Origin of the sequence: Siminovitchia fortis, from assembly GCF_007681465.1 — a bacterium.
GTDB lineage: Bacteria > Bacillota > Bacilli > Bacillales > Bacillaceae_C > Siminovitchia > Siminovitchia fortis.
Genome location: NZ_VEKZ01000016.1, coordinates 31,523 through 52,513 on the forward strand (window position 1 = coordinate 31,523; position 20,991 = coordinate 52,513).

At 45.4% G+C, this 20,991-nt stretch carries 16 protein-coding genes; 5 read left to right on the forward strand and 11 right to left on the reverse strand.

Translation table 11 applies throughout. The features are described 5' to 3' along the window. Positions 1-34 precede the first annotated feature (34 nt). The 4 genes from FS666_RS07670 to FS666_RS07685 all read right to left on the reverse strand — a co-directional run bounded on the left by FS666_RS07670 (position 35) and on the right by FS666_RS07685 (position 5,128). A complete protein-coding gene (locus FS666_RS07670; RefSeq protein ID WP_144461252.1) occupies positions 35-1,423 on the reverse strand; it encodes an APC family permease in 1,389 nt (462 codons plus the stop codon). A 170-nt stretch (positions 1,424-1,593) separates the two neighbouring features. Continuing rightward, a complete protein-coding gene (locus tag FS666_RS07675) occupies positions 1,594-3,042 on the reverse strand; it encodes an aldehyde dehydrogenase family protein (RefSeq protein WP_144461251.1) in 1,449 nt (482 codons plus the stop codon). A gap of 5 nt (positions 3,043-3,047) precedes the next feature. After that, complete coding sequence (gabT, locus tag FS666_RS07680; protein ID WP_144461250.1) at positions 3,048-4,394, reverse strand: 4-aminobutyrate--2-oxoglutarate transaminase; 1,347 nt, start codon at positions 4,392-4,394, stop codon at positions 3,048-3,050. Positions 4,395-4,672: 278 nt separating this feature from the next. Continuing rightward, on the reverse strand, positions 4,673-5,128 hold the full coding sequence (locus FS666_RS07685) for an N-acetyltransferase (RefSeq protein WP_144461249.1): 456 nt from the start codon (positions 5,126-5,128) through the stop codon (positions 4,673-4,675). A 178-nt stretch (positions 5,129-5,306) separates the two neighbouring features. On the opposite strand from FS666_RS07685, the gene argJ reads away from it, so the two are divergent. Beyond that, on the forward strand, positions 5,307-6,461 hold the full coding sequence (gene argJ / locus FS666_RS07690; protein WP_144461248.1) for a bifunctional glutamate N-acetyltransferase/amino-acid acetyltransferase ArgJ: 1,155 nt from the start codon (positions 5,307-5,309) through the stop codon (positions 6,459-6,461). Between the two features lie 526 nt (positions 6,462-6,987). On the opposite strand, the gene FS666_RS07695 is transcribed toward argJ, so the two are convergent. From FS666_RS07695 to FS666_RS07710, 4 genes are all read right to left on the reverse strand, one after another. Beyond that, a complete protein-coding gene (locus FS666_RS07695) occupies positions 6,988-7,716 on the reverse strand; it encodes an amino acid ABC transporter permease (protein ID WP_244943871.1) in 729 nt (242 codons plus the stop codon). Positions 7,717-7,731: 15 nt separating this feature from the next. After that, the gene (locus FS666_RS07700) at positions 7,732-8,433 is read right to left on the reverse strand and encodes an amino acid ABC transporter permease (protein WP_144461247.1); all 702 of its coding nucleotides are present in this window, start codon (positions 8,431-8,433) and stop codon (positions 7,732-7,734) included. 64 nt (positions 8,434-8,497) lie between these two features. After that, positions 8,498-9,343, reverse strand: a complete 846-nt coding sequence (locus FS666_RS07705; protein ID WP_144461246.1) for a transporter substrate-binding domain-containing protein — start codon at positions 9,341-9,343, stop codon at positions 8,498-8,500. 15 nt (positions 9,344-9,358) lie between these two features. Next, positions 9,359-10,111, reverse strand: a complete 753-nt coding sequence (locus FS666_RS07710) for an amino acid ABC transporter ATP-binding protein (RefSeq protein WP_144461245.1) — start codon at positions 10,109-10,111, stop codon at positions 9,359-9,361. A 205-nt stretch (positions 10,112-10,316) separates the two neighbouring features. Here FS666_RS07710 and FS666_RS07715 point away from each other — a divergent pair, with 205 nt between their 5' ends. The 4 genes from FS666_RS07715 to FS666_RS07730 all read left to right on the forward strand — a co-directional run bounded on the left by FS666_RS07715 (position 10,317) and on the right by FS666_RS07730 (position 16,000). Then, positions 10,317-11,492 carry an acyl-CoA dehydrogenase family protein gene (locus FS666_RS07715; RefSeq protein ID WP_144461244.1) on the forward strand — a complete coding sequence of 392 codons (1,176 nt, stop codon included), beginning with the start codon at positions 10,317-10,319 and terminating at the stop codon, positions 11,490-11,492. A 107-nt stretch (positions 11,493-11,599) separates the two neighbouring features. Next, entirely contained in the window at positions 11,600-12,526 is a 927-nt protein-coding gene (locus FS666_RS07720; protein WP_144461243.1) for a hypothetical protein, read from the forward strand. A gap of 573 nt (positions 12,527-13,099) precedes the next feature. Next, entirely contained in the window at positions 13,100-14,452 is a 1,353-nt protein-coding gene (locus tag FS666_RS07725; protein WP_144461242.1) for an APC family permease, read from the forward strand. A gap of 225 nt (positions 14,453-14,677) precedes the next feature. Next, complete coding sequence (locus FS666_RS07730; RefSeq protein ID WP_144461241.1) at positions 14,678-16,000, forward strand: aminotransferase family protein; 1,323 nt, start codon at positions 14,678-14,680, stop codon at positions 15,998-16,000. A 50-nt stretch (positions 16,001-16,050) separates the two neighbouring features. Here FS666_RS07730 and FS666_RS07735 read toward each other — a convergent pair whose 3' ends face one another. The 3 genes from FS666_RS07735 to FS666_RS07745 all read right to left on the reverse strand — a co-directional run bounded on the left by FS666_RS07735 (position 16,051) and on the right by FS666_RS07745 (position 20,968). After that, positions 16,051-16,794, reverse strand: coding sequence for an SDR family NAD(P)-dependent oxidoreductase (locus FS666_RS07735; RefSeq protein WP_144461240.1), 744 nt, complete (start codon positions 16,792-16,794; stop codon positions 16,051-16,053). Between the two features lie 119 nt (positions 16,795-16,913). Next, on the reverse strand, positions 16,914-18,872 hold the full coding sequence (locus FS666_RS07740; protein WP_144461276.1) for a hydantoinase B/oxoprolinase family protein: 1,959 nt from the start codon (positions 18,870-18,872) through the stop codon (positions 16,914-16,916). A 47-nt stretch (positions 18,873-18,919) separates the two neighbouring features. Then, positions 18,920-20,968, reverse strand: a complete 2,049-nt coding sequence (locus FS666_RS07745; RefSeq protein ID WP_144461239.1) for a hydantoinase/oxoprolinase family protein — start codon at positions 20,966-20,968, stop codon at positions 18,920-18,922. Positions 20,969-20,991: the final 23 nt, after the last annotated feature.

Sequence of the window (20,991 nt, forward strand, 5' to 3'; positions counted from 1 at the left end):
CTTGTTGGATTGGATTCAATTTAATTAACCTTGATTACTCTTTATCAATGTATTTCAATTTTTCTTTAGGGAAGTTTTTCCACATTGCAACCATGAGAAGAATACCCAAAATAGCCCATCCAGCGAAAATTGCCCATTCGTATGGCCAAACAAGCGCTGCAGGCATGCCAGGCATATAAAGGATGACAAAGAAGATACTCAAGACGATCGCAATCCATCCTATCGCGCTGGATTTTCCGGCCTTGAAAGGACGAACCATGTTCGGCTCGTTTTTACGAAGCTGTACAAAAGCGACTGCTGCAAGTAAATAACCGATGACAATGGCAAGTCCGCCCGCATCCACAAGCCAGACAAGCATAGGTCGTCCAAGCAATGGAGCTACAGTAGCCAAAACACCAATAAACAGAACTGCATTTGTAGGTGTTCCGTGTTTCTTATCGATTTTACCGAACCATGCAGGAATCATCTTTTTGTCTGCCATAGCATACAAAATCCGGCTTCCACCGATGATGAATGCGTTCCAGCTTGTGATGATCCCGGCAATACCCCCAAGAATCAAGACAATACCGAAGATGTCGCTTCCAAATAATTTGGCCATGGCATCCGCTGTTGGCAATGTTGAAGCTGCCAGCGAATCTTTATCCAGGCCAAGTCCAACAGCCAGGATAATGGCAATATACCATATAATCGCTAAAACAACGGACAGAATGAGGATTTTACCAATGGCTTTGGCAGGTACGTTCATTTCTTCCGCTGTTTGCGGAATTACGTCAAAGCCGACAAACATGAAAGGCGTCATGATCGCGACTACCATGATGCCGCCAATTCCGCCGACAAACAACGGTTCGGTATTTGCCACTTCTCCATTGAATACGCCGCCAAAAATAAGTAATAAACCGATAATACCAATCACAATGGTTAAAACCATTTGCAGGAAGGCAGCAGATTTCACACCGAGATAGTTGACAATCGTTACGAAAATGGAAGCCCCGACACCGACCAATACCCATGAAGCATACACATCATAATCATTGATTGTATACATAAATCCCACTTTATAATTCGGGAATATGTACTCGATAACTGTCGGAAGCGCTACGGCTTCAAATGCCACTACCGAAATGTATCCAAGCGCCAGCATCCATGATGCCGTAAAAGCTGTTTTAGGGCCGACACCCCTGAATACATATATAAGTGCTCCGCCTGTTGTAGGCATAGATGATGCAAGTTCGGCATATGTCAAACCGACAAAAATAACGAGAATTCCACCGGCTACAAATGCGATCATCGCACCGATTGTCCCGGCTCCCAGGATCCACTCTCCCGACATAACAACCCAGCCCCATCCGATCATGGCGCCGAACGCTAAAAACAGGACGTCCCAGCGTGATAAAACCTTTTTAACATCTTGTTCGTTTTGCATTCTTTTACTCCTTTAATTTAATCTTCCTTCTGATGAAAAGCGCTATCTCGCTAAAGCAGCCATGATGCCAGACAAGCTCTATTAAAATAGCTTTTAGCAGCGGATTGCAAACCTGCACTTTTCTTGAAGGTTCCTGCCGAAAGACTGTCTCTTTCGGCAGGCAGGTTTTTTTACTTAGCAAATGGATTGATCGTTACCGTTTTATTTGTAGTAAAGAATTCGGCTGCCGATTGGCCTTGCTCCTTCGGGCCTTGGCCTGAGGCTTTTACTCCCCCGAACGGAGCCTGCGGTTCGGCACCGCCTGTTTCACCATTGATCTGAACCATTCCCACTTCGCTGTTTTCTATGAAGTGGAACGCTTTTTCAAGGCTGTTTGTGAATACGGCGGCACTTAATCCGTAAATTGTATCATTGGCTTTTTCAAGGGCTTCGTCGTAATCAGCCACTTTCATCAGCGCCACAACCGGGCCGAAAATTTCTTCCTTCACAATCGTCATCTCGTGAGTAGCATTTCCAAAAATCGTCGGTTCAATGTAGTATCCCCCGTCGATATCCAATGTGCTGCCTCCATATAGAAGTTCAGCCCCTTCGTCCTTCCCTTTCTGGATATAGCCTGTAACTGTGTCAAATTGCTTTTTGGATGCAACAGGGCCCATGGTGATGCCGTCCTGAAGGCCGTTTCCGATTGTGATTTGCTTTGCATTGTCAATCACTTTTTCAACAAATTCATCGTAAATGCTTGCTTCGACATAAGCACGGCTTGTTGCAGTACAACGCTGGCCCGTCTGCTTCATTGCTCCTTCTACCACAAGACGTGCAGCAAGGTCAAGGTTTGCATCCGCAAGAACAACAGCAGGGTTTTTGCCCCCAAGCTCAAGCTGGAATTTCTTGCCGCCAGCAGTCGCCAGTTTTGCAATATTTTGGCCGACTGCGTTTGAACCGGTGAAAGTGACTGCAGATACATCTTTATGAGTGGTAAGAACATCGCCGATTACGGAACCTCTGCCCAATACGAGGTTAAGGACACCGGCAGGCAGTCCCGCATCTTCGAATACTTTTGCCACTTTTGCCGCTGTAATGCCTGTTTCCTGTCCCGGCTTCCACACGACCGGATTTCCGAACACAAGGGCAGGAGCTATTTTCCAGATCGGAATGGCGATCGGGAAGTTCCAAGGTGTAATGGCTGCAACAACTCCGACAGGTACACGGACCGCAAGCAAAGTGGTTCCGTCAGCCGCAGAAGGAAGTACTTCGCCTTTTTTGCGGTGGCCTTCCTGTGCGAAATATCTTAAGATAGCGGCTCCTCTGAGTGCTTCCCCTTTTGTTTCGACAAAACGTTTCCCCATTTCCTGAGTAGCCGTTTTGGCAATATCGTCTGCACGCTCTTCCAATATATCCGCTGCTTTTCGAAGTATTTCACCCCGGTTGACTGAAGACATTGCTTTCCAGCCTGATGCTGCATTCTTTGCAGCCTCAATCGCTTTTTCAACATCTTCTACGGCTGACACTTCAGTGAATCCAATGCTTTCAGACGGCTTTGCAGGATTAAAATGTTCATGCTTTTCGCCAGAAGAAGCACTGACCCATTCTCCGTTGATAAAGTTCAGGTAATTTGCCATAACTTTCACTCTCCCTGGATATCCATTAGTTGTTTTGATTCATCTTCTATGACTCGTTCTAAGATGGCTAATCCTTTGTCAATTGTTTTTTCGTCCATCGTCAGAGGAGGAAGGAAGCGCAAGACATTGGAATAAAGACCGGAACTTAATATGATCAGGCCTTCCCGCCACGATCGCTTCACGATATTGGCAGTAAGCTCCTTTGCGGGCTCCTTTGTCTTTTTGTCCGCGACAAGTTCGATGGCGCACATCGGCCCGAGGCCGCGTACGTCACCGATTGTTTCACATTCGTCCTTTAATCGGCTAAAGGCTGATTGGATTTTTTCACCCATCCATACGCTTCTGTCCAACAGGTTTTCCTCTTCAATCACATCCAAGACGGCAAGCCCCGCAGCGCATCCCAGCGGGCTTCCACCCAGCGTTCCGCCGAGCTGCCCCGGTTCCGGCGCATCAACGATTTCTGCCTTTCCTGTTACGGCACTGAGCGGCAGGCCGCCAGCGATTGATTTGGACATGGTCGTAAGATCGGGTTCCACTCCAAAATGCTCCATGGCAAACATTTTTCCTGTGCGGCCAAATCCGGTCTGAATTTCGTCTGCGATAAAAACAATCTGATTGTCTTCACAGAATTTTTTCAATCCCTGCATGAATGTTTCCGAAGGGACAACAAATCCCCCTTCGCCCTGGACAGGCTCAATCAGGACTGCTGCAATACTGTCTTTGTCTGCTTCATATTGAAAGAAGTTGTGCAGGTTGTTTAACATCAGCTTATCTGTTTCATCCCGGGTAAGCCCCTCATCGCTTCTATAGTAATAAGGATAGGGGAGTCTATAGATCTCACCCGGAAAGGGACCGAACCCTTTTTTATACGGCATGACTTTGCTCGTCAAGGACATCGTCAGAAGCGTCCGCCCGTGGAAGGCGCGGTCAAACACTACGATACCGGATTTGCCCGTGTACTTCCGGGCCATTTTTATTGCGTTTTCATTTGCTTCCGCGCCGCTGTTTGCAAGCATTGTCTTTTTTGAAAAATTTCCAGGCGTAAGTTCATTAAGCCGTTCGGCCAGCCGGATATATATCTCATACGGCGTTACATGAAAACACGGATGAATGAATTTTGAGAGCTGATCCTGAATGGCTTTGACCACCCGCGGATGATTATGGCCGGTATTTTGGATCCCGATGCCTCCCGCAAAATCAATATACTCATTCCCTTCTGCATCCTTCAAAGTTGAACCGCTTGCAGAATTGACATAAATTCCTGTTACATTGTTCAATCCTCTGGCCACAGCTGTTTCGCGCCGCTTTTTCAAGTCATTTGCCCTATTCCCTGATGAATAAACGTCGACCACACAAACCTCCTCCTTTTTCGATCGGAAAAATCAAAGCATAAAAAAGCCAGTTTTACCCTAAATGTCCTCTTTTTTCGCAGGCGGTCATTTATACAGTAAACTGGCTCTAAATCTACGTTATGCTTTGCTTCCCCAACAAAGTCCGGATAGATTTGACAGTCTTGCTTAAATTGTATGATTCATTCATGAATGATCTATGACGATATAAATATAGCAACTGTGTAAAGAAACTGTCAATCTAATTTTTTCATGAATTCGACAAACTTTTTACCTGGCTGTTAAAAAGTGATAGCCATTGCCACTTCATCACATGCCGGAAACTTTGGGCAATGGATGCAATCTGTCCAGACTTTTTGCGGCATCGCTTCCTTTTGTATAATTTCAAACCCGCATTTCTTAAAAAACGTAACTTGATAGGTTAACGAAATCAACTTGGAGATCCCCAATTTTTTTGTTTCTTCAATAATTTTCAACACTAAAATCTTTCCAATCCCACGGCCCTGCGCCTTCCCGTCAACAGCGAGAGACCGAATTTCCGCCATGTCCTGCCCAAGGACAGCCAGACAGGCAACCCCGAGAACTTCATCTCCTTCTTCCGCTACGAAAATGGACTGTATATTAATGATTAGGGATTCTCGTGTTCTCGGAAGCAGCAGCTCCTCGTCGGCATACTGGTTGACAAGCTCGTATACCTTATCGATATCCTTGAGAACCGCCTTGCGGACTTCGATCATTTTCATCACCTTTTGAATCAATCTATAATGTCAATCTTACCGATTGCAGGTGGAAAGTCAATATATTTTTAAATAATTATTCATTTATTTTTATAATTATTCAATTATCCCTTTCTTTTTACGAAGACCACAGTATAATATTGATAAATGAAAATTATTTAAGATGGGAGAATTTTCAATGGAACATACACAGCTTCCGAAAGGTTTTTACTCATGCGCCAAAAGACTTGGCATAAAAGACGATACACCTGATTTTACCGTCATTTACTCCGAGACCCGCGCAGCAGCCGCTGCCATGTTTACAAAAAACCAGTTTTGCGGTGCACCTGTAACAGTCGGAAAAGAACATATAAAAGATGGTTTTCTCCAAGCTTTTGTCATCAACAGCAAAAATGCAAATGTAGCGACCGGAAACCAGGGGATCCAGGATGTTCATACAATCATAGCGGCAGTTGCCGAAGAATTAACGATCAGCCCTGAAGATATCCTGCCCTCCTCGACAGGGGTGATCGGGGTTCCGCTGCCGGTCCAAAAAATCATTGACGGCATTCCAGGATTAAGAGGCGAGTTGAAAAAAGACGGCTTGAAAGACTCTGCCGAAGCGATTATGACGACAGACACTTTCGCAAAATATCGTTCGGAAGAAATTGATGGCGTCACTTTATGCGCCATCGCCAAAGGGTCCGGGATGATTGAGCCGAACATGGCGACAATGCTCAGCTATATTATGACCGACGCACAAATTGAACCGGAAACACTGAAAGCCGTGTTAAAGCGGGCGGTGGATGTTTCCTTTAACATGGTATCCGTAGACGGCGACACGAGTACAAGCGATACGGTAGCTGCAATGGCAAACGGGCTTGCAGGCCCCGTTGACCTTGAAAAGTTTGAGCAGGTACTGACGGATATGTTGGTCAGCCTGGCCAAAGATCTGGCCAGAGACGGCGAAGGAGCAACAAAGCTTGTTGAGGTTCAGGTGGACGGAGCCAAAAATGATAATGAAGCCAAAGCGATGATGAAGTCGATCATCAACTCGCCATTGGTGAAAACGGCCATATTTGGGGCCGATCCCAATTGGGGAAGGATCATTTCAACCATAGGGAACGCGGAGTACCCGATTGAACCGAAAAAAGTCTCCGTGGCGTTTGGCAACATTCCGGTGTTTAGCGGCGGGGAACCAGCGGAATCGAATCTTGAGGATCTTGAAAGTTATTTGGAGGGCGATGAGATTGTCATATCCATTTCGCTTGGAGATGGTCCGGGAAAAGCAACCGGCTGGGGATGCGATCTGTCGTATGATTATGTGAGAATTAACGGGGAGTATACGACCTAAAGGCTTCTGTGACGGAACAACTGATTGGCCGCCGGCTCCGTGACCGTAACGGCATCGGGCGGGTCTTCGGGAAGGATGCCACGGGATTCTTGACTGTTTTTCCAGATTGGACGTTCCTTTGGGAAGGTATTATACGGATTCGTTACCGTTTGAACGACTTGGATGCTCCTTCGGGAAGGTATAGCTCGGATTCGTTACCGTTTGAGCGACTTGGACGCTCCTTCGGGAAGGTATCACACGGATTCGTTACCGTTTGAACGACTCGGATGCTCCTTCGGGAAGGTATAGCTCGGATTCGTTACCGTTTGAACGACTTGGGCGCTACTTCGGGAAGGTATCACACAGATTCGTTACCGTTTGAACGACTTGGATGCTTCTTCGGGAAGGATTGGACGTTCCTTTGGGTAGGATTGACGGGAATCTGCAACTTTTTTAAATGGAGAATACTAAAACACAATGCAAGCGGAAAAACAAATCATTTTTCCGCTTGCTTCATTTCTATGAACTTTTCCAGTGGTTTTTCACATTACGCCGCATTTCCTTCGACCCGCTCTTCATAACGCCTCATTTTCTTTTCGGCAGCCGCAAACAACACTTCAAATAACCAGGAGATGACCCAATAGATCAGTGACGCAACCAGATACATTTCCAGGAACCTGTAGCCGTCGTTGGCAATAATTCTGGCTATCGCCAAAATCTCGACCACTTTTACAGCAAATGCCAGTGAAGTGGCTTTAATGAGTCCGATAAATGTATTACCCAAGTTGGGAAGGGCCACAACAAAAGCCTGCGGCAATATAATTCTCCAAAGCCCCTGCGCTGTCGTCATTCCGACTGAATGCGCCGCTTCCATCTGCCCGGCGCTGACGGCATTGATCGACGAACGGAAAATCTCCGCCTGATACGCCGAAGTGTTCAATGTATAGGCAATAAAGGCATAGATCAATGGAGATATGTTCGAAGCATCGAAATTTGTACCCAGTTGCTCATTCAAAAAATCGAGAAGGACAGGCACACCATAAAAAAACACATAAAGCTGGACAAGTAGCGGTGTTCCTCTGATAAAGGAAATATAGACGATAAAAAACCGGTTCAGCACCGGGACTCTATATATTCTGCACAGGGCAATCAAAAGTCCGAAAGCCAGCCCGAAAATCATGGCAACAACCGCAATGGCCAGTGTGGCCGGCACCCCTTTTAAAACCTCCGGAAATTGTTCAAGCGCAAATTCCAGATTGATGATAGACAAAAGCAACGTCGCCCCTCCCCTCTATTGCCTTGATAAACTGACCCGGCCTTTTTTAAATATTTTTTCCAAATAACCGATGACACTTTCTATCAGAATACAAGTTCCCCAATATACCAACGAAATCACAACATAGATTTGGAACATTCCCATCCCATGGTTGTTACCGAGGATTATTCTAACCTGGCCCATAATATCGATGATGCCGATCGTAAAGGCCAAGGACGTATCTTTTAACAGTTCAATAATGTTGTTCCCCAGATTTGGCAGGGAGATCACAAATGCCTGCGGCAATATGATTCTGAACAGCGCCTGCGGGTAACTCATCCCGACACTGTATGCAGCCTCCAGCTGGTCCCTGCCAACGGCAAGGTACGCAGATCTGAACACCTCAGATAAATAAGCCGCCGTATGAAACGAAAACGCGATGACAAGGAATACAAGCCGGTCCCAGCTGTTGATGTCAAGATTAAAAGCCAACAGCAGCTGCGGAAGTCCGAAATAAACAAGAAACAACTGGACAAGCAACGGTGTACATCTTGTAAAAGACAGATAAAAGGTCGCCAATTGATAGAGGACAAGCTGTTTTTGAATCCGGATAATGGCAACAAACACACCGAGAATAATAGAAAAGAATAAAGACAGCCCCAGCATAAGAAGAGTGAGCGGGAGCTTTTCAAGCACCTTTATAAATAAATCAATCCAGCCGGCTATCCCGGAAGTCATTTACATTCACCACCTAATGAAAATCCGTATTGAGCCGCTGAGCAACCCAATACGGAAAGTCGGATTATTTCTCAAAGTCAAAGCCTTCTTCATTGATATATTCAAGATCCTGGAAGAAGTCTACTCCAAACCATTTTTCGGCGAGCTTTGATAAGGTGCTGTCTTCTGTCAGCTCTACAGTGGCCTGATCAATCTCTTTCGCAAGGTCTGCGTTTTCTTTGCTGTAAACCGTATAAATCGGTTCTTTTGAAATGATGCCGGCTATTTTCAGATCAAGATTTAGTTCTTTTTGTATTTCATTGAATGTCGTTACATTGATAAACATGGCGTCCGCTTTCCCTTTGTCCACCATTTTCAAGTTCTCTGCATTTGATGGAGAATCCATACTTTCCAATGTCAGCGGATTGTCCGGATGCTGGTCATTATAGGAATTCAAGATGGCCCTCAGCCCGCCGCTCGGCGAAACCGGCGGAAACTTTTTCCCTACCATGTCATCCAATGCTTTAATGTCATCTCTGTCTTTTTTCGTTACCAAAGCTGTCAAAGAGTAGCCGAACTCATGCTCCGGATATAAAAACTTTTCTTGTCTTTCCGGATTTTTGAAGAACCAGTTGATGGCGAAATCATATTTTCCCGTGTCTACGCCGACAAGGTTGGATTCTTCCTCGCCCCAAATATATTCAAACTTATAATCCGGAAGCTTTTTTTCTATTTCCTTCATATAATCCATGTCATAACCGATTGGTTCATTTTTTTCATCGGCATATAAAAATGGCGGATTGACTTCGTCGCTGATCGCCACTTTGACCACTTTTTTTCCATCCGATTCTTTTGCCGTGCTTTGGGAGCAGCCCGAAATAAGTAATATCAGTCCAAATAATGCCACCGCTCCTGCCCAAAATTTCTTCATCCCCATTTTCCTCCCCTAAATTGCATAATCCGGTTCTTTGACCAGTCTCTTTAAAAATCTTTTCGTCCGCTCATGCTTCGGATGAATTAATACTTCTTCCGGCGAGCCTTGCTCGACGATATGTCCCCCGTCCATAAACACGACGCGGTTTGCCACTTCCCGGGCAAAATCAATCTCGTGAGTAACGACAACCATCGTGATCCCTTCATTGGCAATCTGTTTAATAATTGCCAGCACCTCGCCAACCATCTCGGGATCAAGCGCTGAAGTGGGTTCGTCAAATAATATGACGGACGGGTTCAAAGCCAACGCCCGGGCAATGCCTACACGCTGCTGTTGCCCTCCCGAAAGCTTCGAAGGATACTCATTGATTTTTTCTCCCAAACCGACCTTTTCCAATAAGGAGGCACTGATTTCCTTTGCCTTCTTTTTGGGAATTTTTTTTGCAACAACAAGGCCTTCCATCACGTTTTCCAATACCGTTTTATTTTTAAAAAGGTTGTAATGCTGGAAAACCATCGCCGTCTTTCTTCTCAATTCGAGCACATCACGTTTTGAAGCATGCTTCCCTCGGACAGTGAAGCCGTCGATTGTGATGGAACCTTCATCAGGCCTCTCCAAATAGTTGATACACCTGAGCAAGGTAGTCTTTCCGGAGCCGCTCGGGCCGACAATGACCAAGACATCCCCCTTTTCCACCTCGAGATCAATTCCTTTTAACACATGATTTTTTTGAAATTGTTTGTTAATATTTTTTAATTCAATCATATTGATCCCTGCTTTTTATTCTTAAATTTATCCCAAAGATTAACATAACTATTCTTAGTTGTAAAGTGTGGATTAAACCTTTTTTCCCACTGAAAGAGTAATGCTTGACGCTTAAAATCAATTCCGATAAGATTAAAACCAATAAAACTAATAGGATTTGTTAATTTTAAGCATCTTATGCATATACAATATTAGAGGTGAAGAGATGAAAGACTTATTTATAAAAAACGGCATCCAAAAGCAATGGCTGGATTATTTATATAAAAAGGAAGCGGAATTTAAAAGCAGGTCTGCCGAGACAGATGAGCAGGCAAAATTTCCTAAAGAGAACATTCAAGAGCTTGTCAAGATGGGATATACCAGTTTGACTTTGGCGAAGGAATACGGCGGAGAAGGATTAAGAGTATATGACATGGTGCTTTTTCAGGAGACGATCGCCAGCTTTGATGCGGCTACCGGACTTTCCATCGGGTGGCACCTCGGAACAGTCGGCGAGCTTTACGAGAAAAAGCTATGGTCGGATGACCGATTGAATTTTTTCGCTAAAGAAGTGCTGGACGGAGCACTTGTGAACCGCGCTGTAAGTGAAGCCCAGACCGGCAGCCCGACAAGGGGCGGGCGCCCGGGGACAACAGCAGTCAAGGAGGATGGCCGCTGGGTCATTAATGGAAGGAAAAATTTTACGACGATGTCTCCGGCATTGACCTATTTCCTCACCTCCGCCTGGATTGAGGAAAAAGAGGCAATCGGATTTTTCCTATTGCATAAGGATACAGAAGGACTTTCGATTGAAGAAACTTGGGACGTCATCTCCATGAGAGGCACGGAAAGCCATGACCTGATCTTGGAAAACGTCAAAGTGGATGATTCCATGCTTGTCGAAATCAATGACGGACCGCGCGGAAATAAAATCAACGGATGGGTCATGCACATTCCGGCCTGCTATCTTGGCATCGCCCAAGCCGCAAGGGATTACGCCATCCAATTTGCCAATGAGCATTCTCCAAACAGCATCAAAGGAACGATCAGCGAACTGCCTAATGTCCAGCGTTTATTGGGTGAAATTGAACTTGAACTGATGAGAGCAAGACATTTCCTTTATCATGTTGCAGAAGCGTACGATGATGAGAAGCGGCGGCCGCTGATTGCCAACGAACTCGGAGCGGTGAAACATACCGTAACCAACTCGGCGATTTCCATCGTTGATAAAGCGATGCGCGTGGCCGGAGCCAAGAGCCTGCAGCGCTCCAATCCGCTTCAAAGGTATTACCGTGATGTAAGGGCCGGCCTGCATAATCCGCCGATGGACGATATGACGATTCAAAAGCTGGCAGCGGCTGCCATTGAACAAGGAAAGAAAAAAGCAGAAAGTATAAATTGAAGTAGATGAGCCCTCGGATATGAATGCCGAGGGTTTTTTCCGATGGAGCGTGCTACTTCCCGGATGAGGACTATCCTGGCAGTGATCGGGTTAGGGATATGAGACTTGTGGAGGAATGGGCAACGGGAGACAATTTGAGCGGCGTCACTTTTATCTCTTATGCAGGCTCTGGCGGTAGGAGCCATAGACCATCCTTTCTAGCTTGCGCGGCATTGGCGACGCGAGCCAACGACCGCGCGAACACTTTTCTCGCCTGCCCGGGCATCGGCGGCGCGAGCCAACGACCACGCAACGGCTTTTCTCCCCTGCACGGGCATTGGCGACGCGAGCCAACGACCACGCAACGGCTTTTCTCCCCTGCACGGGCATTGGCGACGCGAGCCAACGACCGCGCGAACACTTTTCTCGCCTGCACGGGCATTGGCGACGCGAGCCAACGACCACCCAACGGCTTTTCTCCCCTGCACGGGCATCGGCGGCGCGAGCCAACGACCACGCAACGGCTTTTCTCCCCTGCGCAGGCATTGGCTGCCAGAGCCAACGACCACGCAACGGCTTTTCTCGTCTACACAGGCATCGGCGGCGCGAGCCAACGACCACCCAACGGCTTTTCTCGCCTGCACGGGCATTGGCGACGCGAGCCAACGACCAGCCAACGACCACGCAACGGCTTTTCTCCCCTGCGCGGGCATCGGCAAGAAGCCCAACGCCTGCAAACAACACCAACAGACCCAAGAAATCATACTTTGCTCCTCTTCCCTTCTATACAAAGACAAAGAGGGCGGGGATCATCTCCCCTGCCCTCTTTGTCTTTGGCTCCTTACTTTTTCTTATCGTTTTTTGCCGCTTTGGAGCCTTTGCAGTTGCCGCATAGTTTACAACCTGATTTAGCGAGACACATGTTCCTTTTCCTCCCAAGAATCATTTGTCCGTTGAATCAGAAAACCGGCGTAAAAAAACCAGCCGCCATCGGCCCATCGAAAAAGAAGGGGCAGATGTACGACTGGTTTGTTCTGCGTTCGTCCCGCGGTTAGAGCCGCTGGCTGACAGATTCGGCAGTCTTCTTATTTAACGATGTGATAAGGTTGCGCACTATTTTACCTGAACCGAAAAAAGGTAATTAATCCGGAAAGTAAATTTTGTACGTCTTGCTTTCAAGATTACCTTTATATTAAACAGCTGTCAATATAAATTTGCAAACCGATTCCTTTTGTTAAAATATGCATTGGAAATATATAAAATAAAATTCATAGTCTGGAATCATTTTCTCAGCTTATTATCGTCCGTTCCAATCAATGTAATGATTTATATTTTTAAAAATTACGCATGGAAACACCTTGTTATGCAAATTTGAATATTTTTATGCAAAAACGATTCGAATATGAATTTAAATACTCGAGTAATTCAGCAGTCAATTTCTTTATTACGCATCGAGAAGAACTTTTGAAAGTTTTTTATAGATGGCACAAAAATTGCATTCATTAACGCATATCCGTTTTTAGGCGGATGAAAAATGAAAGCGGATAATATGGACAGGGCCCTGTAGGGGACTCCTCCCTATTAAACAAGCCAGCAATCATTCAAAGTTCTAAAACAGGAGGATTTACATGCAACAAGAAAAAATGAAGCGCTCACTCACCCTGCTCCCGGTTGTCCTTTTCGGGTTTTCCTTTATGGCCCTTGCAACCGTGTTCAGCACGTATGGTGTTGCTGCCGAAATATCACACGGAATGGTTTCAGGTTCTTATTTATTGGCATTGATTGTTATGCTTTTTACGGCCTACAGCTATGGACAAATGGCCAAAGTGGTCCCGTCAGCCGGTTCTGCTTACGCCTATACGCAAAAATCGATCAGCCCATCCGTCGGTTTCATGGTTGGCTGGGCCATACTAATGGATTATCTTTTTATTCCAATGGTCAATTACCTGCTGTTTGGAATCTTTTTCTCTGCAGCCTTCCCATCCGTTCCAACCTATATTTGGATTTTAGGCATGCTTTTATTGGTTACTTTTGTCAACGTGAGAGGAATCAGACTGGCTACAATGGCCAACGCTTTTATCAGTATTTCTTCAATATTGTTCATACTCATTTTTATTGGGTTATCTGCCAAAGATATATTGGGAGGAACAGGTACAGGTACTATTTTTAATTTCGAACCTTTTTACAACCCTGAACAGTCTTTTTCTTATATTGTTGCTGGAGCGGCTTTACTGTGCTTCTCTTTTCTTGGTTTTGATTCCGCAACTGCTTTTGCGGAGGAAACGATCAATCCGAAAAAAACGATTCCAAAAGCCGTCATTATCATCACCCTTGTAGGCGGGGTCATATTCATGTCCGTCTCGTACTTTGCCCATAATGTTTGGCCGGATTACACTGCTTTTACTGACCCGGATTCCGCTTCCCATGAAATTATCACGTTTGTCGGCGGAAAAACATTGGCATCCATTTTCCTGGCAGTTTATTTTTGCACTTGTTTTGGATCTGCGATGTCATCCCAGGCAAGTGCATCCCGTGTGTTGTTTGCGATGGGCCGCGATGGCCAGCTTCCGAAATTCTTCGGAAAGCTTCATCACAAATACCAAACACCGATAAACAATATTCTTTTAATCAGTACGGCGTCTCTTCTTTCGCTCGTTTTGAGCCTGACACTTGTTGCTTCTTTTATTAATTTCGGGGCATTTATTGCCTTTATAAGCGTTAACGTGGGAGTCATTGTCTATTATTTCTTCCGTAAAAAAGAGCGTTCTTTCAAAGGGACCATACTTTATTTGATCCTGCCCGGCATTGGGGCTGTACTTGACTTTTGGCTGCTCCTTAATTTGGACATCCATTCAAAGGTATTGGGAAGCATTTGGTTTGCCCTTGGTGTCGTCTATCTGTTCTTCTTGACGAAAGGATTCAAGCAGCGTCCTCCGGAGCTTCAGCTTGGTTCTGCAGAATCATCCGAAGAAATCGCGTAAAGCTTGAAAGTTGAAATTTTACGAAAAGAGCAGTTTTCGGACACAATCGGGATTAATTTGCCTTTTTGGTTGCCAAAACAACGCATTTTAAGAAATTTTTGGGGAATTTACAGGATTTCTACAAAAAAAGAGTGTACTCCCCTTTCTTTTACAAAAACAAAGGGATATAATATATAATTGTGCAGAGCAATTTCATAGTAACAACATTGAAAAGGAGCGATTCTAATGAGCAATGAAGCATTAAGACAAGAATTGGTTGAATTGGACAAGAAGTATTTCATCCATCCATCATCTTCTTTGAAAGACCAGCAAGAAAACGGTCCAGCTATCATATTTGACAGAGCCGAAGGCGTCCACGTTTGGGATGTAAACGGTAAAAAATACATTGAAGGTATGTCTTCCCTTTGGAACGTAAACATCGGATACGGAAGAAAAGAAATTGCAGAAGTTGCAAAAGAACAAATTGAGAAATGTGCTTACGTTTCCAGCTTTACAGGATTTTCAAACGAACCTGCAATTCGTCTTGCAGCGAAAGTTGCCGAATTGGCACCTGGCGATCTAAACGCATCTTTCTTAACTTCCGGCGGTTCCGAATCAAACGATTCAGCGTATAAATTGGTACGTCACTACTGGAAAGTAAAAGGCAAGCCTGAAAAAACAAACATCGTTGCTCGTAAAAAGGCTTATCACGGAGTCGCTTCCGGATCTACAAGCGCTACTGGAATCGAAGCATTCCATGAATTTACAACTTCTTTGGCACCAGGATTCATTCACATCGATCCGGATGATCCAGATGCATTCAGAAAAGTCATTGAAGAACAAGGCGCAGATTCAATTGCTGCATTTTTGACTGAACCAATTCAAGGTGCCGGCGGGGTAAACTTCCCTAAAGAAGGATACCTCCAGGAAATCCGTAAAATCTGTGATGAAAATGACATCCTGTTCATTGCCGACGAAGTCATCAACGGCTTTGGACGTACAGGAAAAATGTTCGCTTGCGAACACTATGACATCGTTCCTGATGTTATGATTTTGGCTAAAGGTATCTCCAGTGGATACGTTCAATTGGGTGCAGTCGTATTCCGTGACTTCCTCCACAAAGAATTGATCGAACTTTCCCCAGGAGTATTGTCTCACGGATTCACTTACAGCGGACATCCAACAGCTTGCGCAGTAGGTTTGAAAAACCTCGAAATCATGGAAAACGAAAACATGGTTGAAAACTCCAAAGTAATGGGTGACTTGCTCGCAGATAAATTAAAAGAACTTCAAAAAGAATCGAACATCGTCGGTGAAGTTCGTCACCTGGGTCTGCTTGGGGCGCTTGAAATTGTTAAAGACCAAGAAACTGGCGAGCGTTTCCCAGAAAAAGTTGCTCCAAAAATAGTTGCAGAAGCTAGAGAGCGCGGACTCATCCTCCGTAACGTTGTTTTCTGGGATAAAGATACAATCGTTTTTGCTCCTCCACTTTGCATCAATGAAGAGGAAGTAAACGAATTTGCAAGGATCTTGAAAGAAGCTGTATTGGAAGTTCAAAAATCACTTTAATATCACTTGAAAAAGAGCGACCAGCGGTCGCTCTTTTTTATATCCTCTTATTAGTGCGCGGTATAACCGCCATCCACAAGAAGCGTCGTCCCATTCACAAAGCTGGCATCATCACTTGCCAAGAATAGGACAGCTTTTGCTATTTCTTCCGGTTTTCCAAGTCTGCCTTGCGGATGAAGAGAAACTAAATACTCCTTCGTTTGGGGATCAACATTTTTAAGCAAAGGTGTATCAATATAACCAGGACAAACTGCATTAATACGAATACCATCTTTTGCATAAGCTGTGCATAAATTTTGAGTTAACAGCTTTACGCCGCCTTTTGCAGAAGAATAGGCTGTAGGATTGGGCAATGAAGCGAAGCTGTGAATAGAGCCGGCGTTGACAATGACACCGCCTGTCCCTTGTTTAAGAAACTGCTCAATCGAATATTTATCGGAAAGAAATACTCCTGACAGGTTAATATCTATGGTTCTTTTCCATTTTTCATATGACAATTCATGTGCCGGCGCATCATCAGCAACACCTGCATTTGCATACATAATATCCAGCTTTCCGTATGTATTCACGGTTTCATTGATCATCTGTTTAACATCTTCCTCTTTTGTAACATCTGTCTTAACAAAAAGCGTTTCATATCCGCTGTTATTCAATTCCTCTGAAAGGTCTCTTCCCCGCTCTGAATAATCAGCGATGACCACTTTTGCGCCTTCTTCAGCAAAAAGTCGAACAGTCGCTTCACCAATTCCACTTGCTCCTCCTGTTACAATTGCCACCTTATCTATTAATTTCATATAAATTCAACCGCCTTCCATATACTTGAAAATCAATACCCTTTCTAAATACTGCCCTATAAAATGCTCTCGTAAACACAAAATAAGAGCTGCCCCAGAGGACAGCTCCTTCACTTATTTTATTTCCAATACGCCAACGAACGTTTTTTCATCGCTTCCCTGTTTTGCGCTGTTGTTTTTGGCAGGTATTCTCCTGTTTGCTGGTCGATGATGATTCCGTAGCGGCGAATCAAGTCCAAAAGGTCGACTTCCCCATTGCGGAATTTTTCCATGACTGCTTCAGGGTCCTCCTCCAGCCATTTTTCACGATTCAACCGAATCCATTCACGTGTATTGGCTGTTGCTTCCTCGTCTATTTCAAAAAGATCGATTTCACGGTCGATTTCCTTGATGACGACTCCGTAGTCTTTTTCGGCACGTTCAATGGAGACATATTCATCAATGACATCTTCGAGGACTGCAACAGGATCCCTTTCAAGCGGATCACCCAGTCCCCCTCCACCGGCAGATGGACGTGTAAAGTAGTCGCCTTTTCCGACTTTCACATTGGAGAAGATTGTTCCAAGGAACTCCGTCCCCTCTCCATTTCTTTGAAGTTTAACCCCGTGAGGTGTCGACGGAAGTCCACCGAAAATTCCCCATGTGACGGAGCGGGATCTATCACAGCAGTAGGACATGACAGCATCGTGCGCTTCTGTCAATATTCCGCCTTTTTCTACGCCGCAGCCGCCGCGGAATTGGCCTGGACCCCCGGAATCGGTGACAATTTCATGTTTCGTTGTAACAACCGGGGAGAGCCGCTCCTGCCCTTCACAAGGCTGGATACTGAGCCCAACCCCGAATACCGGAGAAGTTGCGTTGGCCCCGTCTTTCGTGCTGCGACCCCCATGTCCTCCCGCCATCCAGTCGTACCACATAAAGTAATTATTATAGCCTTCACGCTTATCATCTCCGCCAATCAACAGGTACTCCAAGTTGAAGGAGCATGCCAATGCCCGTTCCGGAATGATGCTGGACCATAACTCAAAACATGCGTTCATGATTTTCTCATATGCGCCAGAACAGAAACCAGTTACTGCTACTGGCCAGCTTGCGTTGACAACCGTGTTTTCAGGAAGATCAACATGCACAACGCGGTAAAAACCTGAGTTCAATGGGATATCCGGGAAGAACGTCTTTGTTCCTGCATATGCAGCTGACAAGGATGAACCGAATGCCGAATTTAGGAAGCAGGCAATATGCTCATGTGAGCCGGATAAATCGTAAAAGATTTCATCGTCTTTAATCGTCATTTTCACTTTGATTGGGATCAGTCCGTCGCCCACTTCCGGATCCATATCGATGTAGTCGGTCGTTTCCCATACACCGTCCGGGAGCTCTTTTACCCTCGCGCGGGTAAGGCGTTCAACATAGTTTTGCACTTCCTCAAAAGCGGTCAGCACCGTATCAAGCCCATATTTTTCAATGAACGTGATCAGTTGCCGCTCACCAGTTTTTGTTGCCTCTGCCTGTGAACGGAGGTCCCCTAGCCGCTCTTCAGGAACACGCATGTTAGAAACAAGGAGGGTGGCCACATCTTCCAGATATTCCCCTTTGCTCCAAATGCGGAGCGGAGGAATCCTTACTCCTTCCCCATAGTGAGTCTTGGCGTTTACATCAAACGAACCCGGAGTGGAGCCTCCCATATCCGCCCAGTGCCCGTTCACCTGCATAAAGGATATCAATTTTCCATCGTAAAATACAGGCCGGATGATCCGCGTATCATTAAAGTGAGTTCCTCCGCGGTACGGGTCGTTAACGATAAAGACGTCTCCAGGATGGATATCGTCGCCAAAATCTTCAATGACCGCCTTCGCCGTCAAATGAAGCGTCCCGACATGAACGGAAATATCTTGAGTTCCTTGCATGATCGTGTTCCCTTCAGCATCACATAGCGCCGAACTGAAGTCACGGTTATAAATAACGAATGAATAACATGTACGCAATACTTGCTCCGACATTTGGTCAACCAGATTCACAAATCCGTTCTTCAATACTTCAAATGTAACCGGATCGAGTTTCGTATCGACATTAAACATCATATCTCCCCTTTTCGCAGCTTTGTTAAAACTATTCGTTTGCTTTCTTATTTGCGGCTCATGATGATATTGCGGTATTCATCAATTTTGACTGAATAGTCAGGCGGTACAACGATGGTTGAATCAAGCTGTTCGATAACAGCCGGACCGCTGAATTCTGACAGCACAGGGATTTTCGTACGGTCGTAAATCCTCGACTCGACCATTCCGCCGGCTTCTTCAAAATACACATCACGAGTTTCTTTGACCGCATCTTCAAGATTCCCTTTCGGTTCTTCTTTGGCAAAGACCGGCTTATTGACAGCACCGATCGCTTCTACACGCATTCCGTAAATTTCAATTCCTTTTTCCCTGTCGGCAAAGGCATATTCACGCTCGTGCTCAAGGTGGAACCTTTCAATCGCTTCATCCAATGACATGATCGGGCGGTCGATTGTGACGGAAAGTGTTCTCCATTGCCCGACATAACGCATATCAATGTAACGGATGAGGTGCATCCGCTTCTCTTCAATACCTTCTTCAGCCAATAGTTCTGTCGCTTCTTTTTCCATTTCTATAAATTCAGCTTCCAGCTCTTCTTTTGTCACTTCCGCGGCATTCGCAAAATAGGTCTTGGAAATATCGTGCCTCACGTCAACAAGCAGGCAGCCCATTGCAGCCGCAACGCCAGGATGTGCCGGAACGATGACTGTCGGGATTTCCATTTCCCTCGCAAGATCTGCTCCATGAAGTGCTCCTGCCCCGCCGAACGCAACCAGGGCAAAGTCACGCGGGTCATAACCGCGGCGGACGGAAATCAGGTTAAGCGCATCGCACATGTTTGCGTTTGCCACTTGTATCATCGCGTTCGCAGCACCATGGATATCGTATCCCAATGGTTTGCCCACACGTTCTTCAATCGCTTTTACTGACAGGTCCTTGTCCAATTCCATTTGGCCGTCAATCAGCTTAGTATTCAAGCGTCCAAGCACAAGGTTGGCGTCCGTGTTTGTCGGTTCCACTCCGCCTTGTCCATAACAGGCCGGTCCGGGATCCGCCCCTGCACTGTGAGGGCCGTTGCGCAAAGATCCTCCATCGTCGATCCAGGAAATACTTCCTCCTCCGGCGCCAATCGTTAAAATTTCGATGCTTGGGAATCCAATCGGATAACCGTATTCGATATACCAGTCTTTCGTTATCCGCAGTTCATTGTCATACATTAACGAAATATCCGTACTTGTACCGCCCATATCAAGTCCAATCGCGTTTTTAAATCCACAAAGGTTGGCGATATGCTTACTTGCAATCGCTCCGGCAGCAATTCCCGAACTTGCAAGTCTTGCAGCATATTTAGGAACGGTCTGCGACGTCATGACTCCGCCACCCGAATGAAGAACGATAATATCACCATCATATCCGAGATCTTTCATATTTCCTTCAAGTGTATTGATATACTTGCTTACTGTTGGTCCAAGTACAGCGTTTACAATTGTCGTACTCATACGCTCGTGTTCAAAGATTTCAGGAAGGGTATCTGAAGAAGTACAAATATAAGCCTCAGGCAGCTCTTCCTGTAAAATTTCCTTTGTGATTCTTTCATTTTCGGCGTTTACATAGGCATTCATGAAACAGATGGCAATTGCTTCCACTTCACGGCGTTTTAAAATTCTCGCAAGCTCGCGGATTTCATCTTCACTGACCTCTTTCAACATGGTTCCGTCAAACCCTACACGTTCATCAAGTTCAAAGCGGTCTCTCCGTTTGATATACGGCTCTGCCACATCATTGTATGCATCCCATAAATCAAGCTTTGTTCCGCGGCGGATTTCCGGTACATCACGGAAACCTTTTGTAGTCACAAGGGCTGCTTTTGGAAGTTTGCGTTCAATCAATGCGTTCGTTCCCACGGTTGTTCCATGTGAGAACATTTTGATTTTATCGCCTGTCAATTCAGCTTTTAGAATACCGTTCAAAATCCCTTTTTCAGGATTAGACGGTGTGGAAGAGGTTTTCGTTACCAACATCTTTCCTGTATTTTCGTCATAAACAAACACATCGGTAAAAGTTCCGCCAACGTCAACTGCAACATGGTAACCTGTTTTCGTCATCTTGCTCATATTTTCGCCTCCGTTTTAATCAG